This is a genomic window from Dictyobacter aurantiacus, assembly GCF_003967515.1.
GTDB classification, from domain to species: Bacteria; Chloroflexota; Ktedonobacteria; order Ktedonobacterales; family Ktedonobacteraceae; genus Dictyobacter; species Dictyobacter aurantiacus.
On record NZ_BIFQ01000002.1, the window covers coordinates 2,435,861 to 2,456,073 of the forward strand.

16 protein-coding genes are annotated in these 20,213 nt (G+C 52.9%); 10 read left to right on the forward strand and 6 right to left on the reverse strand.

The window, feature by feature from the left end:
• The 7 genes from KTT_RS34660 to KTT_RS34695 all read left to right on the forward strand — a co-directional run bounded on the left by KTT_RS34660 (window position 1) and on the right by KTT_RS34695 (window position 7,531).
• The gene (locus KTT_RS34660) at window positions 1-774 is read left to right on the forward strand and encodes an NADH-quinone oxidoreductase subunit B family protein (protein ID WP_126602676.1); all 774 of its coding nucleotides are present in this window, start codon (window positions 1-3) and stop codon (window positions 772-774) included.
• Window positions 771-2,060 (forward strand): Ni/Fe hydrogenase subunit alpha, encoded by a 1,290-nt coding sequence (locus tag KTT_RS34665; RefSeq protein WP_126602678.1) that lies wholly within the window; start codon window positions 771-773, stop codon window positions 2,058-2,060. Before KTT_RS34660 ends, KTT_RS34665 begins: the two co-directional genes overlap by 4 nt.
• A gap of 34 nt (window positions 2,061-2,094) precedes the next feature.
• Window positions 2,095-2,568, forward strand: a complete 474-nt coding sequence (locus tag KTT_RS34670) for a hydrogenase maturation protease (protein ID WP_218031078.1) — start codon at window positions 2,095-2,097, stop codon at window positions 2,566-2,568.
• A 57-nt stretch (window positions 2,569-2,625) separates the two neighbouring features.
• Window positions 2,626-3,036, forward strand: coding sequence for a nitroreductase family deazaflavin-dependent oxidoreductase (locus KTT_RS34675; protein WP_126602680.1), 411 nt, complete (start codon window positions 2,626-2,628; stop codon window positions 3,034-3,036).
• Window positions 3,037-3,252: 216 nt separating this feature from the next.
• Entirely contained in the window at window positions 3,253-4,416 is a 1,164-nt protein-coding gene (locus KTT_RS34680; RefSeq protein ID WP_126602682.1) for a baeRF3 domain-containing protein, read from the forward strand.
• A 524-nt stretch (window positions 4,417-4,940) separates the two neighbouring features.
• On the forward strand, window positions 4,941-6,866 hold the full coding sequence (locus KTT_RS36365; RefSeq protein ID WP_160146356.1) for a hypothetical protein: 1,926 nt from the start codon (window positions 4,941-4,943) through the stop codon (window positions 6,864-6,866).
• Between the two features lie 125 nt (window positions 6,867-6,991).
• Window positions 6,992-7,531 carry a DinB family protein gene (locus KTT_RS34695; RefSeq protein ID WP_126602688.1) on the forward strand — a complete coding sequence of 180 codons (540 nt, stop codon included), beginning with the start codon at window positions 6,992-6,994 and terminating at the stop codon, window positions 7,529-7,531.
• Window positions 7,532-7,583: 52 nt separating this feature from the next.
• On the opposite strand, the gene KTT_RS34700 is transcribed toward KTT_RS34695, so the two are convergent.
• A complete protein-coding gene (locus KTT_RS34700; RefSeq protein ID WP_126602690.1) occupies window positions 7,584-8,417 on the reverse strand; it encodes an SDR family NAD(P)-dependent oxidoreductase in 834 nt (277 codons plus the stop codon).
• 414 nt (window positions 8,418-8,831) lie between these two features.
• Between KTT_RS34700 and KTT_RS34705 the strand changes: the two genes are divergently transcribed.
• Entirely contained in the window at window positions 8,832-10,073 is a 1,242-nt protein-coding gene (locus KTT_RS34705) for a phospholipase C (RefSeq protein WP_160146357.1), read from the forward strand.
• A gap of 114 nt (window positions 10,074-10,187) precedes the next feature.
• Here KTT_RS34705 and KTT_RS34710 read toward each other — a convergent pair whose 3' ends face one another.
• Complete coding sequence (locus tag KTT_RS34710; RefSeq protein WP_126602694.1) at window positions 10,188-10,721, reverse strand: NADPH-dependent FMN reductase; 534 nt, start codon at window positions 10,719-10,721, stop codon at window positions 10,188-10,190.
• 486 nt (window positions 10,722-11,207) lie between these two features.
• Between KTT_RS34710 and KTT_RS34715 the strand changes: the two genes are divergently transcribed.
• Complete coding sequence (locus KTT_RS34715) at window positions 11,208-12,728, forward strand: M6 family metallopeptidase (RefSeq protein ID WP_126602696.1); 1,521 nt, start codon at window positions 11,208-11,210, stop codon at window positions 12,726-12,728.
• Window positions 12,729-12,961: 233 nt separating this feature from the next.
• Window positions 12,962-15,397 (forward strand): phosphoketolase family protein, encoded by a 2,436-nt coding sequence (locus KTT_RS34720; protein WP_126602699.1) that lies wholly within the window; start codon window positions 12,962-12,964, stop codon window positions 15,395-15,397.
• A 78-nt stretch (window positions 15,398-15,475) separates the two neighbouring features.
• Here the strand turns inward: KTT_RS34720 and KTT_RS34725 are convergent, their stop codons facing one another.
• From KTT_RS34725 to KTT_RS34740, 4 genes are all read right to left on the reverse strand, one after another.
• Window positions 15,476-16,690: a zinc-dependent alcohol dehydrogenase gene (locus KTT_RS34725; protein WP_126602705.1), complete on the reverse strand. Its 1,215-nt coding sequence runs from the start codon at window positions 16,688-16,690 to the stop codon at window positions 15,476-15,478.
• Window positions 16,691-16,903: 213 nt separating this feature from the next.
• Window positions 16,904-17,965: an ABC transporter ATP-binding protein gene (locus KTT_RS34730; RefSeq protein ID WP_218031079.1), complete on the reverse strand. Its 1,062-nt coding sequence runs from the start codon at window positions 17,963-17,965 to the stop codon at window positions 16,904-16,906.
• Window positions 17,965-19,149 (reverse strand): ABC transporter ATP-binding protein, encoded by a 1,185-nt coding sequence (locus KTT_RS34735; protein ID WP_126602707.1) that lies wholly within the window; start codon window positions 19,147-19,149, stop codon window positions 17,965-17,967. Before KTT_RS34735 ends, KTT_RS34730 begins: the two co-directional genes overlap by 1 nt.
• Window positions 19,149-20,213 carry an ABC transporter permease gene (locus KTT_RS34740; protein ID WP_126602708.1) on the reverse strand — a complete coding sequence of 355 codons (1,065 nt, stop codon included), beginning with the start codon at window positions 20,211-20,213 and terminating at the stop codon, window positions 19,149-19,151. The genes KTT_RS34735 and KTT_RS34740 overlap by 1 nt, the downstream gene beginning before the upstream one ends.

Genomic DNA, 20,213 nt, shown 5'->3' on the forward strand with positions numbered 1-20,213 from the left:
ATGAGCCAGGGACAGAAACCTAAACTGGCGGTCTGGAAATTCGCCTCCTGTGATGGTTGCCAGTTGAGTTTGCTGGACTGCGAGGATGAACTGCTGGCGCTGACCGCGACGCTGGAGATCGCCAACTTCCAGGAGGCATCCCGTGCCGTCGTGAGTGGACCCTATGATCTCTCGCTGGTCGAGGGATCGATTACTACCCCTGAGGACGCGGAGCGTATCCAGCATGTGCGGCAAGTCTCGCGGTACTTGGTGACCATTGGGGCCTGCGCGACAGCGGGCGGCATCCAGGCCCTGCGCAACTTTCAGGATGTGCGCGAGTTCACCGATCTCGTCTATGCCTCTCCCGCGTACATCAAGACGCTAAGCACCTCGACTCCCATCTCCGCGCATGTCTCGGTTGACTTTGAACTGCACGGGTGCCCCATAAACAAGCACCAGTTGCTGGAGATCATCAATGCCTTTTTGCGGCATCGCAGGCCCAACATTCCCGCCCATAGCGTCTGTCTGGAGTGTAAGCAAGCAGGCAATGTTTGCGTCATGGTCGCGCACGGGACACCTTGTCTGGGTCCCGTGACGCATGCCGGCTGTGGAGCAATCTGCCCCTCGTTCAATCGCGGCTGTTATGGCTGCTATGGTCCCAAGGAGACTCCCAACCTGATATCGCTGAGCCGCCAGTTTCGGCGCGTGGGAATGACGAACGCAGAGATCAGGCGTCAGCTACAGACCTTCAACGCGTATGCCGAGCCGTTTCGCCGGGAGAGCACATCATTATGAATAATAGAAATATCATCATTGATTACCTGACTCGGGTTGAGGGCGAGGGGAGCCTTTTCATCAAGATGAAAGATGACGTGGTACAGGATGTTGAATTAAAGATCATTGAGCCGCCGCGCTTCTTCGAGGCGTTTTTGCGTGGGCGCGCATTTGGTGAGGCGCCCGACATTACCGCCCGCATCTGCGGCATCTGTCCCGTGGCCTACCAGATGAGCGCAGTACACGCCATGGAGGATGCCTGTGGAGTCAGGGTGGAGGGACAACTGCGCGCCCTGCGGCGCCTGCTCTATTGCGGAGAATGGATCGAGAGCCATACGTTGCATATCTACATGCTGCACGCCCCTGACTTCCTCGGCTACTCCTCGGCCTGGCAGATGGCGCGGGACTATCCTGACGTTGTGCAGCGCGGCCTGCAGATGAAGAAGGCGGGTAATGCCATCATTGAGTTTCTAGGTGGTCGTGCCGTGCACCCCGTCAATGTCAAGATTGGCGGCTTTTATAAGGTACCCATGCCGCAGGAGTTTGCATCCCTGGCAGAACAACTGCGTCGCGGTAGAGATAACGCTCTGGAAACGGTGCGCTGGGTGGCGCAACTCCCCTTCCCCGACTTTCAGCAGGATTATGAATTTGTCGCCCTCGGTCATCCCGATGAATATCCAATGAATGAGGGGCGGATAATCTCCAATCAGGGTCTTGATATCACCGCCCGAGAGTATGACGATCATTTTATTGAAGAGCAGGTGCCATATTCCAACGCGCTCCACTCACGCTTGAAAGGACGGGGCGCCTATATGACTGGACCGCTGGCGCGCTACAATCTCAATTTCAGCCGTCTCTCGCCACTGGCGCAAGAAGCAGCGCGATCTGTGGATATGGAGGCGACCTGCCGCAATCCTTTTAAGAGCATTATCGTGCGCAGCATCGAGGTGCTCTACGCCTTCGACGAAGCCCTGCGCCTCATCGAGCAGTACGAGATGCCTCAACAGCCGTGTGTGCCACCGCTACCACGGAACGCGACCGGTTATGCCTGTACAGAGGCGCCACGCGGCCTGCTCTACCATAGATATACCATTGACGAGCAGGGTATTATTCGGGACGCCAGGATCGTCCCGCCAACGTCACAGAATCAGAAGATGATCGAACAGGATCTCAGAAGCTATGTGGAGCGCATCATCCAACTGCCCGATGATGAACTGACCTGGAAATGTGAGCAAGCGATCCGCAACTATGATCCCTGCATCTCATGTGCCACGCATTTTTTGCGTGTGCACATAGCACGCGCATAAAGTAGGGGACCGTGATAGAAAGGTAGCAGTAAGTATGTCCGGGCGCATGCTGGTGATTGGGATCGGCAACGGCTATCGCAGCGATGATGGCGCAGGATTGCTGGTTCTCCAGATGTTGAAAGAGAAGCAACTCCCCGATGGCGTGACCTGCCTTGAGTCTGATGGCGATGGCGCGTGGCTGCTAGATGCCTGGGCGCACGCTGAACGCGTGATCCTGATCGATGCCGTTGCGTCGGGGGCGTGTCCAGGGACGGTACATCGTCTCGATCCCCATGGAACAAACATGGCTCTTGCCGCTCCCATATTTTGCTCCTCGCATGCCTTTGGGGTCGGTGAAGCCATACAACTGGCGCGGGCGCTCAACAGATTGCCATCCGACCTGCTCATCTATGGTATTGAGGGCGAACGCTTCCGTGCCGGTACCGCCCTTTCACCCCTTGTTGAACGTGCTGTACACGAGGTCGTTGAGCTGGTCTGGCGGGACATCCAGACTCATATGATAAAATAGAAAGCGCATCACGCTAAAAATTTTTCTTTATCTTTGATAGATGGAAAGGCAAATATCATGAATCCATGGCAAGAGCGAAATGAAGGGGTGATCAAGGAGTTTCGCGCCAACGGTGGCAAGGTTGAAGGCTGGGCGCCCTTGATCCTGCTGACCACGAAGGGAGCCAGATCGGGCCAGGAACGCATCATTCCTTTGATGTATGTGCCCGACGGTGACCGCATCCTGGCTGTGGCCTCAAAAGGTGGTAATCCCAAACATCCCGATTGGTATCTAAACATTCTCGCTCATCCGGAGGTGACCGTGGAGGTAGGGAACGAGAAGTTCACGACCGCTGCGAAAATCCTCACTGGCGAAGAGCGGGCAAGGGCGTACAAACGTGCGGCGGAAGTTTTTCCTCCCTACGCGGAATACCAGCAGAAGACGTCGCGCGAGATCCCGGTTATCGCGCTTGATCGGCCCACGAAATAATCCGTCTTGAGCACACGAGCCAGGTTGAGATATTCCTGCATAAGGATTGATGTTTCGACCTGGCTTTTTTGTATGGCTGAATGATAATGGTTGCGCTGAGGTTATACTGTCCCATCGTGATGATCTGATTCGTTCATTGAATGAACCGCCGTGTATGTTGTGGAAGAAACAATGGTGCTCTGTTGCTATGAACGTAAGCGAGGGGAGTACAATCTCATGCAGATACCATCCAGATTTGAAGTCAAGACATTGATGGAAGAACATTACGATCCCTGTATTTCATTGTTTATGCCCGTTGAGCAAGTTGGACCAGAGACACAACAGAATCCGGTGCGACTGCGTAATCAACTGCGTGAGATCGAGAAGCAACTGGAGCAGCATGCGCAATTTGCCAGTATGAAAAGTGAATTGCTAAAGCCATTGTTGAAGTTGCCCGATAATCACGAATTATGGCTTGAACCATGTCAGGGCCTGGCCATCTTCCGTAGCCTGGATCAGTTTCACTGCTATCACCTGCCAGAGCGCGTCAAGGAGCAGCAGGTGATCAGTTCACACTTCTATCTCAAGCCTCTACTATCTTTCCTGGCCAATGACGGACGCTTCTATGTGCTGGCGCTCTCGCAAAATGAGATCAGGTTACTGGAGGGGACGCGCTATACGGTACAGGATGTTCTCCTGCCAGAGCAGGTTCCCGAAAGCCTCGCGGCGACGCTGCAGTATGAACAACCCGAGAAAGAACTGCAGTACCATAGCACTGGTTCTGGAGCGCTGGTAGGCAAAAGTGGACGGCACACGCTGGTCTTTCATGGCAAAGGCGAGAGCGACGAGGCCAAAGAGCAATTGACACGCTACTTTCAGCAGATCAACCATGGGTTGCGCGAGCTCCTGCATGACGAAACCGTTCCGATGGTGCTGGCGGGGGTAGAATACCTGACGGCCCTGTATCGCAAGGCCAATACGTATCCTCATCTGCTTGAAAATAGCCTGGCAGGCAATCCAGATGAGCTATCACCTCAGGAACTGCATCAGAAAACCCTGCCACTGGTCGAGCCAGTGCTGGAACAGGGGCAGCGGCAGGCGCTGGCACAGTATCAGGAGAACGTCGGGACGGAGATGGCCTCCAACAATATTACCCTGGTCGTGCCCGCCGCCCATGAGGGACGTATCGCCTCCTTATTCATCGCACGCGACCACGAACAGTGGGGCCGCTTTAATCCACTCACCGAGGCTATGGAGGTGCATGAGACCGCCATGCCCGGAGATGATGATTTGCTGGAGCGGGCGGCCACCCAATGTGTCCTGCATGGTGGTGCCGTCTATATCCTTAATCAACCCGATGCTATCGGCGGCCAGTTAGCCGCAGCCGTATTCCGCTATTAACGGCATAACGTAATCCGCTATATTGCTGTCAGAAAAAATGGAAAGCTTGCTCGTACTGATCACGGGCGAGCTTTGTCTATGGACCTTGATGGTGGCCTTAAGCACATCCCAGAGTACTTTCATCGATAGACATAATAGTTGGGAGAAAAAGATGGTAATATGGATAATTATAAGATTTATGCGAGTAGACGGTGTAATTGAGCTCATATGTAATGATAATGTAAAAAACTTTAAAACTGTGGAGGTTGAAAGAATCCCTTGAAGCGCATATAATAGAATTAATGCATACAATAATGAAGAAAACTATTTTTAATTCATGGCAACTACGCATAAAAAACAAAGCGCATGTATCAGATAGGGCAATGCTGTAATAGATTGGATGCCCGTTGGTAAGCTATTCAAGGAAGGGATAGTGTATATTGAATAGGCTTTTATTTGCTTTTCGTAGGGCGTTGTTCAAGTATTTAAGCGTTTCCAAAGATAGTTTCTCATCTTTTCAACGCCAGCTCGCCAGAGGAAAAAATGTGCCAGCCAATCTTCCGCTCTTCTGGAAGACTCGTCAGCGCCTGATGGCGTCTGTACTGGTTCTGGTTATCTTTTTTATTTCGCTTGCATCTGGCCTCGGCGAATTTATGCCGGCCAGGGCCAGTTCGCCTCTCTGGCACGGCCTGCAAGCCAGCATGGTTCATACCAGCGATGGACCGGCCAAACCATTTGTACCCCCGGTTACATCGACCCCGGCCAATACGGATGTGCCTCCTTTTCCCCCTACGATCGACCCATCAACGAATCCATCGGGAGCAGACACATCGACGCCAACAGACACGTATCCAACTTCAACTGATTATCCACCCTCAACTTCAAGCGGTCCTGTAGCGGATCAACCTTCGTATCCTATAGCAACGCAACCCGATACAACAGGTTCTAACAATGGAATAGTACCGCAGCCGACTAATCCGCCTTCGACGCAGGGTTCGAATCCAAATCCGACGCAGCCAGCACAATCGACTGTCACACCCAGGCCGACTCCTGTGCCGACGGCCCCCCCAACAGCAACGGATACGCCAACGCCAACAGATACCCCGACGACAACAGCTACCGCAACGCCAACGGGCACGCCTGTTTCTACCGGATCCTGTACGGCTAATTCACCAACGCCAACGGTGACGCCGACTGCCACTCCGACATTGTCCGCCACGGCGACAGCAACGGATACGCCAACTGCCACGGCTACATCTACCCCTGGCAACCCCGTCCTGACAAACCTGGAACAGGTAACGAATAGTGCATTTGGTACGGATGGGTCATATGTACCTAATAGCTGGGGAGTGCAAAAGAGCCGTATCGTACGGACTTCTACCGGAGATCTTTTTACCGTCTATATTAGTGCGGGTACAGGCTTGAAGGACCGCACCTGGCACCTGATGCATCAGATCTCAGGTGGCAAGTGGGAAGAGTTGAAGAAAGGTGACGCAGGGGCGGAGCCGATTAATATTCTTGTTGGTCCTGGCGACGAGCTTCACCTGTTCACCTGGCCGGGGACAAAGGGAACGCTAGTGCATCTGTATTCAAAAGATCTGGGCAGAACTTTTGAGCAGGAGGATGTAGCTGGCAACTGGTCGACAGATCAGGGTTATGCCGGTGCCACTATTAATACAAAGGGTGATATGGTCGTTTATCAGACCACTGAGGATGATGTACCTGGCCGTTTCTTCTGGTCGTATTATTCCTCGTCTACACATCAATGGACCTTCCATAAGAACACCCTGGATTGCCGCTATACCTATGCCTTTTTCTTCCTGGGTGATAAGGGTGATCTGACGATCACAGCCATGCGTGATGTTAAACGGGAAGAGCTTGGATTAACAGCGTCTACCGGCTTCGATTACATCTTTAACGACATTGGGTATTTTTACACCCAGGACGTAAACGTAGCAAATCCCAAACTGACCTTTATCGACGTTACCGGAGTAGTGCCGCCACAGAACAACACCGATTACGATATCACGTACCTGACAGATAGCTACATTGATACCCAGGGCAAGGTGCATATCCTCTATAATAATCTGTATGATGGGCCGCATCATGCTATTATTGAGGGTGGGCATCTGGTGAAAGATGTCAGGCTGGATATCTCGTTCTCGTTGGGCACCAAGGCGCGTATTACGCAGGATAGTCAGGGACATTTCTACGTGATCGCGATGAGCCAGGACGGCACTTCGCTGAATGTCTATCCGGGGACCAGCACAGATACCGATGGAACTCAGCTCATGTCCGCGGTATCGCTTCCCATCTCCAGTAATCCTGGTTGCGCGGATGATGACTTCTGCCATTCGCCCACCTTTACGGTACCTAGAAGCGGGAACTCCAGAAGCGACGTTATCGATGGGGTTTATGGAAACCATAATGATGAGATCTATTTCCAGATCAATCTGCGTGGCAACTCCTGATCTTCGCTAGTAGTTCACAGTTAGATTGCACCTGCGCGCCCATACTTTCTATTAAAGCGGTATGGGCGCGCTTTTATTGTATATCAGTCGTACTGGAAGGCGTACATCGAAGAGGAGTTTTTTTGATGATAACTGGTACATCTTCGCTGGCAAGCGTGTATGAGGGATGGGATGGTCATCAGCGCAGCCTGGTACAGGCTATTGCTCCGCTTTCCCCTCAGCAGTTGTCCTATCGGGCCGCGCCGCATCTGCGATCGGTGGGAGAGATCGCCAGCCACCTGAGCCTGGGGCGGGTTGGCTGGTTCCAACGGATGCAGGCGCCAGGCAGTGAGGAAGCAGCTCGTCAGGTCGAGGGATGGGAGGAGGAATCGCGTATCGTCGAAAACGCGGCGGAACTGGTTCGACGCCTGGAAGTGACCTGGCATATGATCGAGACTACGCTTCATACCTGGACTATCAGCGATCTCGCTCAGACTTATCAGCATACATACTGGGGAAAGACCTACGCCATCTCGCGCCAGTGGACGATCTGGCGCATCATGTCACATGATTTGCATCATGGTGGAGAGCTCGTCATTCTCCTGGGCATCCAGGGTATCGATGTCCCCGAACTCGGCGATCTGGGTGGTCATATCACCGAACCTCCTCTGGTTGACCCATCCTGAATATACCATTGCCCACCCTTGTTCCGAATACTAAGGGTGAGCAATGACATGGTTAAATTTCGTTCTTGCCTGATGTGAGGTGATGGGGATAGAGCTTGCGCATGTTATCGCCGAAAAGTTTGATGGCCTGTTTGCGTGGTAGGATACGCGTGGTTAAAATGGCGGCAGCCCGATTGCCACGCCCGGCAATATGGCTCGGGGTACGTCCCAGGGCGGCAATCGCCTCTGCGACCGTTGGTGTGGCCTCCATATAGGGCATGGTAACCGATTTATAATGTGGCTGCGCGTAATGGAAGCCGGGGGTATTGGTAGCGCCAGGCGCGAATCCCAGCACATCGACCCCCGAACTGCGCAGCTCGTCCCATAGCCCCTCGGCCAGAATCAGATTGTAGGCTTTTGTAGCCGCATAGTTCGTGACGAGCGCTGTCCCTTGCAAGGCGGAGGCAGATGAAAAGAAGACAATACCTCCTCGTCCACGCTCGCGCATCAAGCGTCCAAAGTGGTGCGAGAGTGTCAGGGGCGCGTAGCAATTGATAGCGATCTGCCGCTGCAGCGTCTCCAAAGGCACATCAAGCAGCGGAGCAACCGAAGAAAGCCCCGCCACGTTGGCGACCAATCCTATCTCCAGATCATCTGTTCCCTTTTGTACCTCGGTGAGAAATGCGGGATCAGCCAGGTCAACAACCAGAGCCTTTGTCTGTACACCATATTCTCGCTGTAGGAACGCAACCTGTTCCTGCAGTTTGTCTGGTTGGATATCGATAGCAACGACATTCAGCTGGCGTGCCGCAAGTTGATTGGTAAATTCTTTGCCGAGTCCTGATGCCGCGCCTGTGACCAGGGCCCATGGGCCATAGCGTTGCTGAAATGCGATTGTGGTTGGCATAAATAGATTCCATCCTATTCTTTGCGTAAGATTTGCGCGTTAGTCCTCATGATGGGTGAAGAGCTTGTATGTAAAGGGCTTCTATCAAAATAAAGATAAGAAAGACCTGCTCATCAAAGGTGAGAGGCTAGCGGAAGCATACTTCGTCCCCATCAGCTATCATACCACACAGTTGATGAGTAATCATCAATGCCGTTATGGCCGTTTTCATCTTTTTATACCCAATATTACATCGATGATGAGCTCACATTACAACGCTATAACATCGCGTTAACTGTATGTTTGCGTACTCCTTAACGGTGAATAAATATACTGATTATATGATGGTTCATAGGGTACTGCTTTATAAAAATAGAGTCTGCACTCTATTTTTATAAAGCAAATATAAATTACACCTATATGATGAGGAGATGTATGAACCAGCAGCAATGGACTACGAAGCCTCAATCCCGCCGTAAGGTTTTAAAGCAGCTCAGCGCGGCCGCTGGAGCTGGTTTTGCTTTGGAAGGGATTCTAGCAGCCGTAGAACAGACGTCGGTGCATGCGAGCGCCGCGTCTAATCCGATCAACCACGTACTGGTTGCCTGCCAGGAAAATCGTACATTTGACGAATACTACGGTTACTATCCCGGAGCCGGAAGCTTTGGTGTTCCCCAGAATTATGCGCAACCAGATGGCAACGGCGGCTCTGTAAAGCCCTATCATTTTCCGCTGCCTATCAGTAATGATGTTTCCCATTCCTGGCAATCTATTCATAGCGAGTGGGATAATGGAGCTATGGATGGCGTCTATACCACAGATGGTATCGATGCCATGGGCTATTACAATGGCTCCGACCTGGCGTACTACTACTCGCTTGCCGATCAGTTTACCCTATGTGGAAATTACTTCTGCTATCAGCTTGGTCCCACTACCCCCAATCGTCTGGCGCTGTGGAGCGGTACCTGCGGTGGCAATACTACCAACAATATCAATGGTGGACAGCTCGACTGGCCGACCATCGCCGATCTGCTCGACCAGCATAACATCAGCTGGAAGTGTTATAATCTTGGGCTGGGTACTGGCAGCTTACCAACGCAGCTCGAAGGATACAATGCGCTGGCATATTTTAAGAAATGGGAGTATGATCCTCGACTCTATTTGCCGGAGAGCACCTACTATAACGATTTGGAGCAAGGTACATTGCCCCAGGTTTCGTTCTTGATCACGGAATCGCTGATTAGCGAGCATCCGCCCACAGATATTCAGTCGGGACAGAGTAAGATGAAGCAGGTTATTCAGGCCCTGATGGGTTCTAGCTCCTGGAACAGCTCTGCCCTTTTCTTTACCTATGATGAAGGTGGTGGCTATTTTGATCATGTTGCCCCTCCGCAGGTAGATGCATATGGTATGGGTTTTCGTGTACCGACATTGGTGATTTCGCCCTATGCCCGGCGCGGCTATGTTTCTGGTCAATTATACGAGCATAGTTCTATTCTGAAGTTCATCGAGCGCCGTTTTGGATTGCCCACGCTGGCGAGCATCAACCACCAATTTGATGTCAGCACGCCGGCTCAAAACAATGATGCCGCGCAGGGGAAGGCGTATGGACCGCCAGCACCGCCTCGTGATGCGTTGGCTCAGATTGGCGACTTCTACGAAGCCTTCACCTTCTGATACTCCTGTGCTTTACAATTGGTTTTTGAGGAGTTGGTGCAACATCACAAGTGGCTGCGAATGCAGCCACTTGTGATGTTGCACCAACTCCTCAAAACAACCTTTATTTTATCCCTATAAAGTGGTTGAACGCTGGAAGGCGTTGAAAAGGGCTTTAAAATTCTCGACCAGGATAGAATCTACTATGTTGCCCTCGGCATCCAGTTTTTTGTTGATCATCGGGATGATGATCTTTCCTTCTTCCAGGATATGGGTTCCCAGGGCGGTTAATGTCAGCAGCAATGAGGCGTGAGCCTTGTCTCCACCACCCCATAGAGGGGAGGCACTGATCGCGGCCACCGGCTTTTCGGAGAAGTCACCCGATGACACGGTCCAGTCGAGCGCGTTTTTGAGCGTACCCGGCACACCGAAGGCGTATTCTGGTGTGCATATAAGTACACCATCGGCTGTCTGAATCTGCTGGCGTAACGCGACCACCGACACTGGCGGATCATCTCCATCCAGGTCAGGCGTAAAATGAGGCAGATCTCCCAGCCCCTGATATAGTTGTGTCTCGATCCCCGCAGGCGCCAGATCCATAATTGCCTTTGCCAGGCGTGTATTGCTCGAACTGGCGCGCAAACTGCCAGAAATCACCAGAATCTTCATTACCTTCTACCTTTCTCTATCAAAAACTGCACTATCAACGCTCTGTATCACACGATGAATGCTCTCGCTTATGTCATAAAAGAGGAGCTAACAGGAAGTGTACATATTCAAGTCAACTTGAAGTCAAGCCTTGTTCGTGCAGAACTATGCTTAGCCATGGCTCTTTGTGCTAGCACATAGCTATTCCGCATAGTTTTATTAGAAAAGATTAGAAAATGCAGCTTATCCTGAACTTAGCCCTTCTGAATGGTGATTTTTTGGTTAATACCATATATACTCTTAGTAGAAGAAAAGTTATAGTCTATGCGGTTATAAAGCATAGATAAGCATTTTCTTGCTCGTCATCACTCTTCGTGTTGTGCCTCCTGTCTGCTGCCAACAACAGGAGCGAAAAGAACCTATAGTGGATATGCAGCGCATAGTTGTTAGCAGACGTATGTGCTGACATCATATGGTTCAAACGTGACTGCGAAAGGGAAGGATGCTATGTCGCAACCACATGTACGTCTACGCATACTCTTCGTTCTGCTCTTCGTTTTTCTTTTTAGTCTGGGCACGATTCTCTTTGTTCCACAATCCTTATCTCATCATGTTGCCCGTGCCGCAGCAACCTACAACGTTCTATTTGATAACGCGCACGCCGAGACCGCTGGCAACGCCGACTGGGTCATCAGCACCAGCCAGCCAGATCCGCTGGCTCAGAATCCCAATCCTCAGGTAGAGACCGATTGGACCGGTGGCATCAGCGCCTGGGGCGTGGCGCTGCAGAAAACGGGTCGCTATAGCCTCAAAACGAACACCAGCACCATCACCTATGGCAATAGCAGCAATCCCCAGGATCTTAGCCACTTCAATGCCTTTGTGCTTCCTGAGCCAAATACCCTGTTCACCAGCAGCGAGAAGACCGCCATCCTGAATTTTGTGCGCAATGGTGGTGGCCTGTTCATGATTGCCGACCACACCGGTAGCGACCGCAACAATGATGGTTATGACTCGCTCATGATCTTCAACGATCTGATGAACAACAATGGGGTCAAGAGCGATGTCTTTGGCATCCAGTTTGATGCCCTCAATATCTCCTCTGAAAATCCCAGCAACGATACCCCTAATGGTGACCCTCTCTTGAATGGACCCTTTGGGACGGCGCAGGGAAGTATCATTCGTAACGGCACCACCGAGACCTTGAACAAGACCGATAATTCCGCGGCCCATGGTATCATCTACCGCAACAGCTATTCAAACACCGGCACAACAGGCGTGTTCTTCTCAGGTAGTGCCTATGGAAGCGGTCGCGTGTTGGCTATGGGCGATAGCTCCGCGATTGATGACGGCACCTGCTCTTCCGGAAATACCTGTTACAATGGTTGGAACGATCCGGCGGCACAGGACAATATTCTCTTTCCCAACGGAACGGAGTGGCTGGCCTCTGGTGGATCCAGCACACCCCCAACGCCAACACCACAACCTACCAGCACCCCCACCAACACCCCGACCCCGACGCCTCAACCCACAACTACGCCAACGCCAACGCCAACGCCAACGCCATCCGGTAACCTGTTGCAGAATGGTGGTTTTGAGAGTGGCAGTTCGCCCTGGGTAGAGAGTTCCAGTGGAGGATACGAGATCGTTGATAACTCAAATCCCCATACTGGTTCTTACGAGGCATACTTATGCGGCTATGATAATTGTCGGGACACAATCTACCAGACGATTACTATACCATCCAGCAGTACAACGGCGACCCTGAGCTACTACTGGTATGTCTACACCACCGAAACTACACACTCCTATGATTTTCTCTCCATTCAAATCCGTAACACGAGTGGAACCGTCCTGAGTACATCACAGAAATTGAGTGATGGTAGTACAACGGGTCAGTGGCAGAAATCATCATTCGATATCAGCTCTTATAAAGGGCAGACGATCGAGATCACATTCACGGGCACCAATGACAGCTCGAATCCGACCTCATTCTATGTGGATGATGTCGCCGTCGCAACCAATTAACGCATTGTCGTAGCACGTAATTATATGCATGGCCTGGTTCTCCTGTTTTTGGCAGATGAACCAGGCCATATGCATGCATGTTTCTCTTTTTCTGCTGTATTTCGTGTAAACATCGGGAGGAGTTTTTCTTCATCTCTGCTTTGAACTCGAACTTATGCGGCAAAGACAGACAGAAAAGAGCGTTACATGAGAGATGCAGCCTCTTTTCCTAGCACGAAAGAGAAATGGGGTCTATGGCTAAACAGTTAGTTAACGACGTTCCTACCATAAAGCCTATCGAGACAGGCAGTGTCCGTGAGCAAAATGCCGCTCAATTAGATGCGATTGCCCGCTATCGCCGTTTTACCAACTACCTGGCGGCAGCGCAGATCTATTTAAGGGATAATGTGTTGCTTGAGGAGCCTTTGAAGCCAGAGCACATCAAAGACCGTTTGTTGGGGCACTGGGGGACGAGCCCTGGCATCAACCTGGTCTATGCCCATTTGAATCGCTTGATTATGCAGCACGACCTGGATATGTTTCTGGTGACCGGGCCTGGCCATGGAGCTCCAGCCAATCTGGCGAACCTCTACCTTGAAGGATCACTGCACGATTTCTATCCCCAACTTACCTTTGACAAACAGGGCTTGCATAATTTTATCCGGCGTTTTTCCTGGCCTGGCGGTTTCCCCAGCCATCTGTATCCAGGCGTGCCTGGTACCATTCACGAAGGTGGTGAGCTGGGATATGCACTGGCGACCGCCTTTGGTGCGGCCATGGATAATCCAAACCTGATCGTGGCCTGTATCGTGGGTGATGGTGAGGCCGAGACCGGCCCAACGGCGACGGCCTGGCATTGTTATAAATTCATCAATCCCGTTGAATCGGGTGCGGTACTGCCGATTTTGCATCTCAATGGATATAAAATCTCAAATCCAACCATCTATGGCACCATGGCGGATGAGGAGCTTGGAAGCCTCTTCACCGGTTATGGATACCAGATTCGCTTCGTTGAGGGTGGCGAGAACGATGATCTGGATGCGCAGATGTATGCCGCCATGAACTGGGCATATGGAGAGATCCGTGCTATCCAGCAGGCGGCACGTCAGGGGACGCCACAGGTCAAGCCACAATGGCCATTGATCATTATGCGTACCCCCACGGGTATGACCGCCATCAAAGAGCTCGACGGTGAACCGATTGTTGGATCGTACCGCTCCCACCAGGTTCCTATTGAAGATCCCAAGAGCAATCCTGAACACCTGGCGCTGCTGGAGCAGTGGTTGCGCTCCTATCATATTGAAGAGCTGGTGACAGACGAGGGGCGACCGAAAGCGGAGATTTTAGAGCAATGCCCGGTCGGAGACCGCCGCATGGGGAAGAACCCCCATACCTACGGTGGCAAGATCATGAAGGAACTGGATCTGCCGCCGATCAGCGACTTTGCCGTTGAGGTGGACCGTGGCATGCCCTCACGCCGTGGTGGTACCAATGTCAGCAGTATGGAACAGGTAGCCCTCTACCTGCGCGAGGTGATTCGACGCAACCCCCATCTGTTCCGCATCTTCAGTCCCGATGAATTGCAATCCAATAAGCTGGGCGCGGTGCTGGACGTGAAGCCGCGCGAATACGAGTGGCCTGTGCCTCCACACAATGAAAAGGTGGCCGCGCAGGGAGGACAGGTGGTTGAGGTGCTCAGCGAGCATAACTGTGAGGCCTGGCTACAGGGGTATATTCTCACCGGCCGTCATGGTCTGTTCCCAACCTATGAAGCCTTCCTGAACATCATCGTATCAATGATGGACCAGTTTGCCAAGTTCCTGAAGATCTCGGGCGAGTTTCCCTGGCGTCTGCCTGTGCCCTCGCTTAACTACCTGGAGACCTCGACCCTGTGGCGACAGGAGCACAACGGCTTCTCCCACCAGAATCCAGGCTTTATCAATTCCGTACTCAACAAGAAAGCCAATGTGGCCCGTGTCTACCTGCCGCCGGACGCCAACTGCCTGGTTAGCACGATGGATCACTGCCTGCAAAGTACCGGGAAAGTCAACCTTATCATCGCCAACAAGCAACGCATGCCGCAGTGGCTCTCGATGGATGAGGCGATCGCCCACTGCCGCGCTGGCGCGTCCATCTGGCCCTGGGCCAGTACTGACGAAGGCGTTGATCCAGATGTCGTGCTGGTCGGCATTGGTGATAACACGACGCTGGAGGTCCTGGCGGCCGCGCAGATTTTGCGCGACGAACTGCCCGAATTGCGGGTGCGCGTCGTTAACGTGACCGACCTGTTTGTACTGCAGCATAAATCGGAACATCCGCACGGCCTGCAGCAGGATATGTTCGAGGCGCTCTTCACCAAAGACTGCCCTGTGATCATCAATTTCCACGGCTATCCATCGGCGGTACAGACGCTATTGTTTGGACGCCACAATATCGATCGCCTGATCATCAACGGATATCGCGAGGAAGGAACGACGACCACGCCATTCGATATGAACGTGCGCAATGGTACCAGCCGCTATGACCTGATTATCCAGGCGATCCGTCATGCCGCGGCCAGGAATCCGCGTGTTGCCGCGTGTGCTAACAGCATGATCAGCCAGTACGAATACCGCCTGGCCGACCACCACAACTATATCCAGACCTACGGCTCGGATCCCAAAGAGATCGTAGAATGGAAGTGGCACTAAACCTTTTCAACCAAAGGAGAGCATTGGAGGGACGCCCTTGCAGGTGCCCCTCCAATGCTCTCCTTTGGTGGTTATCAGCTACATACCTGGCACAAGCTCTACTTTGTGCCAGCCCTGCTGGCGCTGATCGAAGATTTTGTAGGCATCGATGGCATTACTCATCTCATCAACCTGGGTCAGGATCGTCGTTGGATCGATGGCGTTTACACGTACCAACTCAACCAGGTGAGGGACGTATTTGCGGTGATTGCAATTTCCCATATTGATGGTGAGATTCTTGTTCATGGCCATACCGATCGGGAAGAACTGATCGGTAGGCGGGTAGACGCCAATGACGGATAGGGTACCGGCCTTGGCCAGAGCCTGCACCGCCCATTCAGAGACCTGGGATGGCGCATCGCCGGGATGCCAGTTATCGCCCTGCGGATTGGTCTGTGGCGCGACCTTCTGCACTTCCTGCTGGAAAGTTTCCGACTGCTGCTGTGCCTGCTCGGCCGCGGGACCCGATTGGGGTTTATTGGCATCCACGCCAACCGCATCAATGGCGCTATCGACGCCAATGCCGCCGGTCAGGCGTTTGAGGGCCTCCACGGGATCTTCTGCGTTATAGTCGATAACTTCCGCCCCTAATTCGCGAGCTTTTTCCAGGCGCGAAGGGATGGTATCGATGGCGAAGATGCGTCCTGCATCCATCAATTTGGCGCTCGCGATAGCGAACAGTCCGACCGGTCCACAGCCGAAGACCGCCACCGTATGACCTGGTTTAATATTCGCCATATCGGCTCCGAAGTAGCCGGTTGGGAAGATGTCCGAGATAAGAATTGCCTTATCATCAGTTACTTCCTGTGGGAGCTTAACCAGATTGGCATTGGCGAATGGGACGCGGGCCTTCTCAGCCTGAAGTCCATTAAATGGACCAGTTTCCTTGGGGCCACCAAAGAAGGCGGTACCGGCTGACTTCCCATTGGGATTGGCGTTGTCACATTGGGAGTAGTAGCCGGCACGGCAGTAAGAGCAATAGCCACAGGCGATGGTAGAAGGGATGACCACTCGATCGCCGACCTTGAGATTTCTTACATCGGAGCCGATCTGCTCCACAATGCCGACGCCTTCATGTCCCAGGATCGTGCCCGGCACCATGCCGGAAAAGGTACCGCGCACCATGTGCAGGTCAGTCCCGCAGATGGCGCTGGAGGTTAACTTTACGATCGCATCAGTGGGCTGCTCTATCTGTGGCTCTGGCACGTCCTCAAGGCGTATATCACCGATATCATGAAATACAACTGCTTTCATGCTTTATATCTCCTAATCTCTTCTTTAAGTAATATTTTCTTTTTTGCATTTATGTAACATATTATGGTTTGTTACTATACTTGTTCACGAAGCAGAACAAAAAAAGTAAACAAGATAATCTCGTCAGATAGAGTTTTGCCAGAGGGTATACAGAGAGCAGCGGTGCCGCGGCACCGCTGCTCTCTGTATACCCTCTGGCAAAACTCTATCCTCTTACTCTTCAGGTGTGTTGTATAGAAAGCAGTTGGTCCAGTGGCCTCCTCCCAGATCGGTACGCTCTGGGAAGCGCTGCTTACAGACTGGCATGGCATGAGGGCAGCGTGTATGAAAGCGACATCCGCTAGGTGGATGCAGCAGGCCAGGGATCTCGCCACGCGCGGGTAGCTCAACCAACTCCGGTGATTCTGCTGCATCAAGATTGCTGCGGGCCGGGTTAGGAGCGGCAGAGATCAGCAGCTGCGTATAGGGATGAGCCGGATGTTGGATGACTTCATCACTGGGACCGCCTTCGACGAGCTGGCCCGCGTACATCACCACTGTCTCCTCCGCAAAGTAGCGGGCGCTGGCGATGTCATGCGTGATAAAGAGCAGGGCCAGCCTCTCTTCATCTTTCAGGTTGAGCAGCAGATTGAGAATATCCAGGCGGATAGAGACGTCGAGCATCGACACGGGTTCGTCGGCCAGCAGAACCTCGGGCTGCACCGCCAGGGCACGCGCGATCGCGATACGCTGCCGCTGACCGCCACTGAGTTGATGCGGATATTTATCGATGAATTGTTCGGCAGGTTCCAGATTTACGCGCTGCAAAAGTTCAAGCAACAGCTCCTCTTCCTCCGCGCGTGAGCGAACGCGCCGATATACACGCAGGGGACCCGCCAGGTGGTGGCGAATGGTATGGACTGGATTGAGCGAGGAAAAGGGATCCTGAAAAATAAGTTGTACGTGGCGGCGATATTCACGCAGCACTCCCGAGCTGCGCTTCTTCAGGTTGATGGGTTGCCCCCGAAAGCGAATCTCGCCCTCTGTTGGATCATACATGCGCGCAAGCAGACGCGCCATGGTAGATTTGCCGCTGCCGCTTTCACCGACCAGGGCGGTGGCTTTACCAGGATAGAGGGCCAGGGAGACATCCTCTACCGCGTGGATAAAGGCTCGCGCCCGCAATGGACCTCCTTGCCGACTGGCAAAATACTTCCGTATATGCAGCGCCTCTAAAATGGCATCTGGCTGCTCTTCTTCGGCTAAATGATTCTCCGGCTGATCGATTTTTTGCACTATGCTCTCCTTCCACGTTTCTCTGACACCAGGGCATAACCCTGTTCAATCTCCTCAATAGTGGGTGCCTGTTCGCGGTAGGCTTTATCGTAGAGGTGGCAGGCCACCTTTGATCGCTCCTCTTCCTGCGTCTCCGCTTGAGGCTGTTGCTCGTCTTTATGTGAGACCAGGGGCGGGATATATTTCGGGCAGGCGTCAAAGACCATGGGGCAGCGTGTTCTAAAGGCGCAACCGGATGGGACATGGCGTAGATCGGGGGGTGAGCCTGGAATGCTATACATTTTTCTCTTCGGACCAACCAGCGACGGAAAGGCATTGAGCAGGCCATAGCTATAGGGATGACGCGGATGCCGATAGATATCTCCCCGCGTGCCAGTCTCAACGATGCGGCCTGCGTACATAATGGCGATCTGATCGGCGACCTCCAGCAGGAGCGAAAGATCATGGGTAATAAAGATAACCGCAAAGTTCAACTGCGTGCGCAGGCGCAGAATCTCCGTCAAAATTTCGCGCTGCACTACTACATCCAGAGCAGTGGTTGGCTCATCGAGGATTACCAGTTCGGGATTGAGCGCCAAGGCGATGGCGATAATGGCTCGCTGGCGCATGCCACCGCTCAGTTCATGAGGATAACTGTACTGACGATCCGGCGAGATGCCGACTAACTGTAACAGTTCACCCACTCGTTCTCGCAGCGCCTGTCTATCCATTCCGGGACGGTGCGTATGCAGCACGTCGATGATTTGATCCTTAATCGTCATCACCGGATTCAGCGCGTTCATAGCGCTTTGAAAGACGACTGCGATCTCGCTCCAGCGCAACTTCTGGAGCTGGGACGCCGAAGCATGTAAAACATCGAGCGGCGCGTTGCCCCCAAATGTAGAATCACTGGTCGCTGGCCGCCGACGTCGTCCAGCGCTGTCTGCCCTCTCGGAGGAAGGGAGGCCATAGTAGAGCGCCTGTCCCTGAGTAATCACGGCCGGTGGACGCAGCAGCCGGGCTACCGCATAGGCCAGCGTTGATTTGCCGCTACCACTTTCACCAGCCAGCCCAAGAATCTCGCCACGCCCGAGCTTAAAGCTGACATCATTGACGGCATGCACGGTCCCATTTTCCGCCTCATAATCAACACAAAGGTGTTGCACATCCAGCAACGTTGTTGTATCACTACTATCCTGCCCCATTATGATTCGCGCTCCTTTTCTGCCGTTGAAACTGCCACTGGTGGAATTGGCGCTGCCTGATTCTCTTCTCCTCGGTTGCGTTTGAAGAGTCTGCGATGTTGGCGCAGGCGTGGATCCGCCACCTCGTCGATACCGATATTGATAAAGGTTAAACCAGCTCCTAAGAGCACCACGCAGGCGCCGGGTGGCACAAACCACCACCATGCTCCCTGAATCAGTGCCTGTCCATTCTGTGCCCAGTAGAACATACTGCCCCAGCTGACGCTGCGGATATCACCCAGACCCAGAAATTCCAGACCCGCGGCCGCCAGTACGACGGAAAGCATGGTCCCGACAAAGCCAGCGGCGATGATCGCCAGCATATTGGGCAGCATCTCATCAAAGATGATCTTCGCCGTGCTAATGCCGCTGGCCTGCGCGGCCTCAATGAAGTCGCGCTGACGCATCGAGAGCGTCTGGGCGCGAATGATGCGCGCGTGTCCCGCCCAGCCGGTGATCGCAATGACAATGGCCACCGTCAGTGGTCCCTTATAGGGAATATAGGCGGCCAGCAGCAGGGCCAGTGGGAAACCTGGCAAAACCAGGAACACATTGGTCACAAAGGTCAGGATATCGTCAACGAGGCCACCAAAGTAGCCCGAAGTCAGACCAACAACAGTATAAATAAATGTGACGATGACGCCTGCTACGAAGCCCCATAAAATGGAGGAACGTGTCCCGATCATCAACTGTGCAAAAACGTCCTGCCCTGATTGGGTTGTGCCCAGCCAGTGGGCCGAGGACGGGGGCTCCAGGATATCCAGTGTCAGGGCTGTTGGATCATAGCGAGCGATCATTGGGCCAAAAATGGCCAGCAGGACAAAGATGCCCACAATGATACAGCCTGTCATCATCTTTGGATTGATGATGAGGATGTGCCAGAAGCGCGATAGCAGGTTGGCTCTGGGACGCTTACCTCCGGATGGTTTGCCACTCTGTTGATCGGCAGTTTCGGTCAACGCAATAAATTGTTCATTGCTATTGTCTGGCATTGGTGCTGCGTTAAAAGGAGGGGTTGTGGCCAT

Coding starts and splice junctions, on each gene's coding strand:
- KTT_RS34660 (WP_126602676.1), top strand. CDS start 1: ATGAGCCAGGGACAGAAACCTAAACTGGCGGTCTGGAAATTCGCCTCC.
- KTT_RS34665 (WP_126602678.1), top strand. CDS start 771: ATGAATAATAGAAATATCATCATTGATTACCTGACTCGGGTTGAGGGC.
- KTT_RS34670 (WP_218031078.1), top strand. CDS start 2,095: ATGTCCGGGCGCATGCTGGTGATTGGGATCGGCAACGGCTATCGCAGC.
- KTT_RS34675 (WP_126602680.1), top strand. CDS start 2,626: ATGAATCCATGGCAAGAGCGAAATGAAGGGGTGATCAAGGAGTTTCGC.
- KTT_RS34680 (WP_126602682.1), top strand. CDS start 3,253: ATGCAGATACCATCCAGATTTGAAGTCAAGACATTGATGGAAGAACAT.
- KTT_RS34695 (WP_126602688.1), top strand. CDS start 6,992: ATGATAACTGGTACATCTTCGCTGGCAAGCGTGTATGAGGGATGGGAT.
- KTT_RS34700 (WP_126602690.1), bottom strand. CDS start 8,417: ATGCCAACCACAATCGCATTTCAGCAACGCTATGGCCCATGGGCCCTG.
- KTT_RS34705 (WP_160146357.1), top strand. CDS start 8,832: ATGAACCAGCAGCAATGGACTACGAAGCCTCAATCCCGCCGTAAGGTT.
- KTT_RS34710 (WP_126602694.1), bottom strand. CDS start 10,721: ATGAAGATTCTGGTGATTTCTGGCAGTTTGCGCGCCAGTTCGAGCAAT.
- KTT_RS34715 (WP_126602696.1), top strand. CDS start 11,208: ATGTCGCAACCACATGTACGTCTACGCATACTCTTCGTTCTGCTCTTC.
- KTT_RS34720 (WP_126602699.1), top strand. CDS start 12,962: ATGGCTAAACAGTTAGTTAACGACGTTCCTACCATAAAGCCTATCGAG.
- KTT_RS34725 (WP_126602705.1), bottom strand. CDS start 16,690: ATGAAAGCAGTTGTATTTCATGATATCGGTGATATACGCCTTGAGGAC.
- KTT_RS34735 (WP_126602707.1), bottom strand. CDS start 19,149: ATGGGGCAGGATAGTAGTGATACAACAACGTTGCTGGATGTGCAACAC.
- KTT_RS34740 (WP_126602708.1), bottom strand. CDS start 20,213: ATGGCCACAACCCCTCCTTTTAACGCAGCACCAATGCCAGACAATAGC.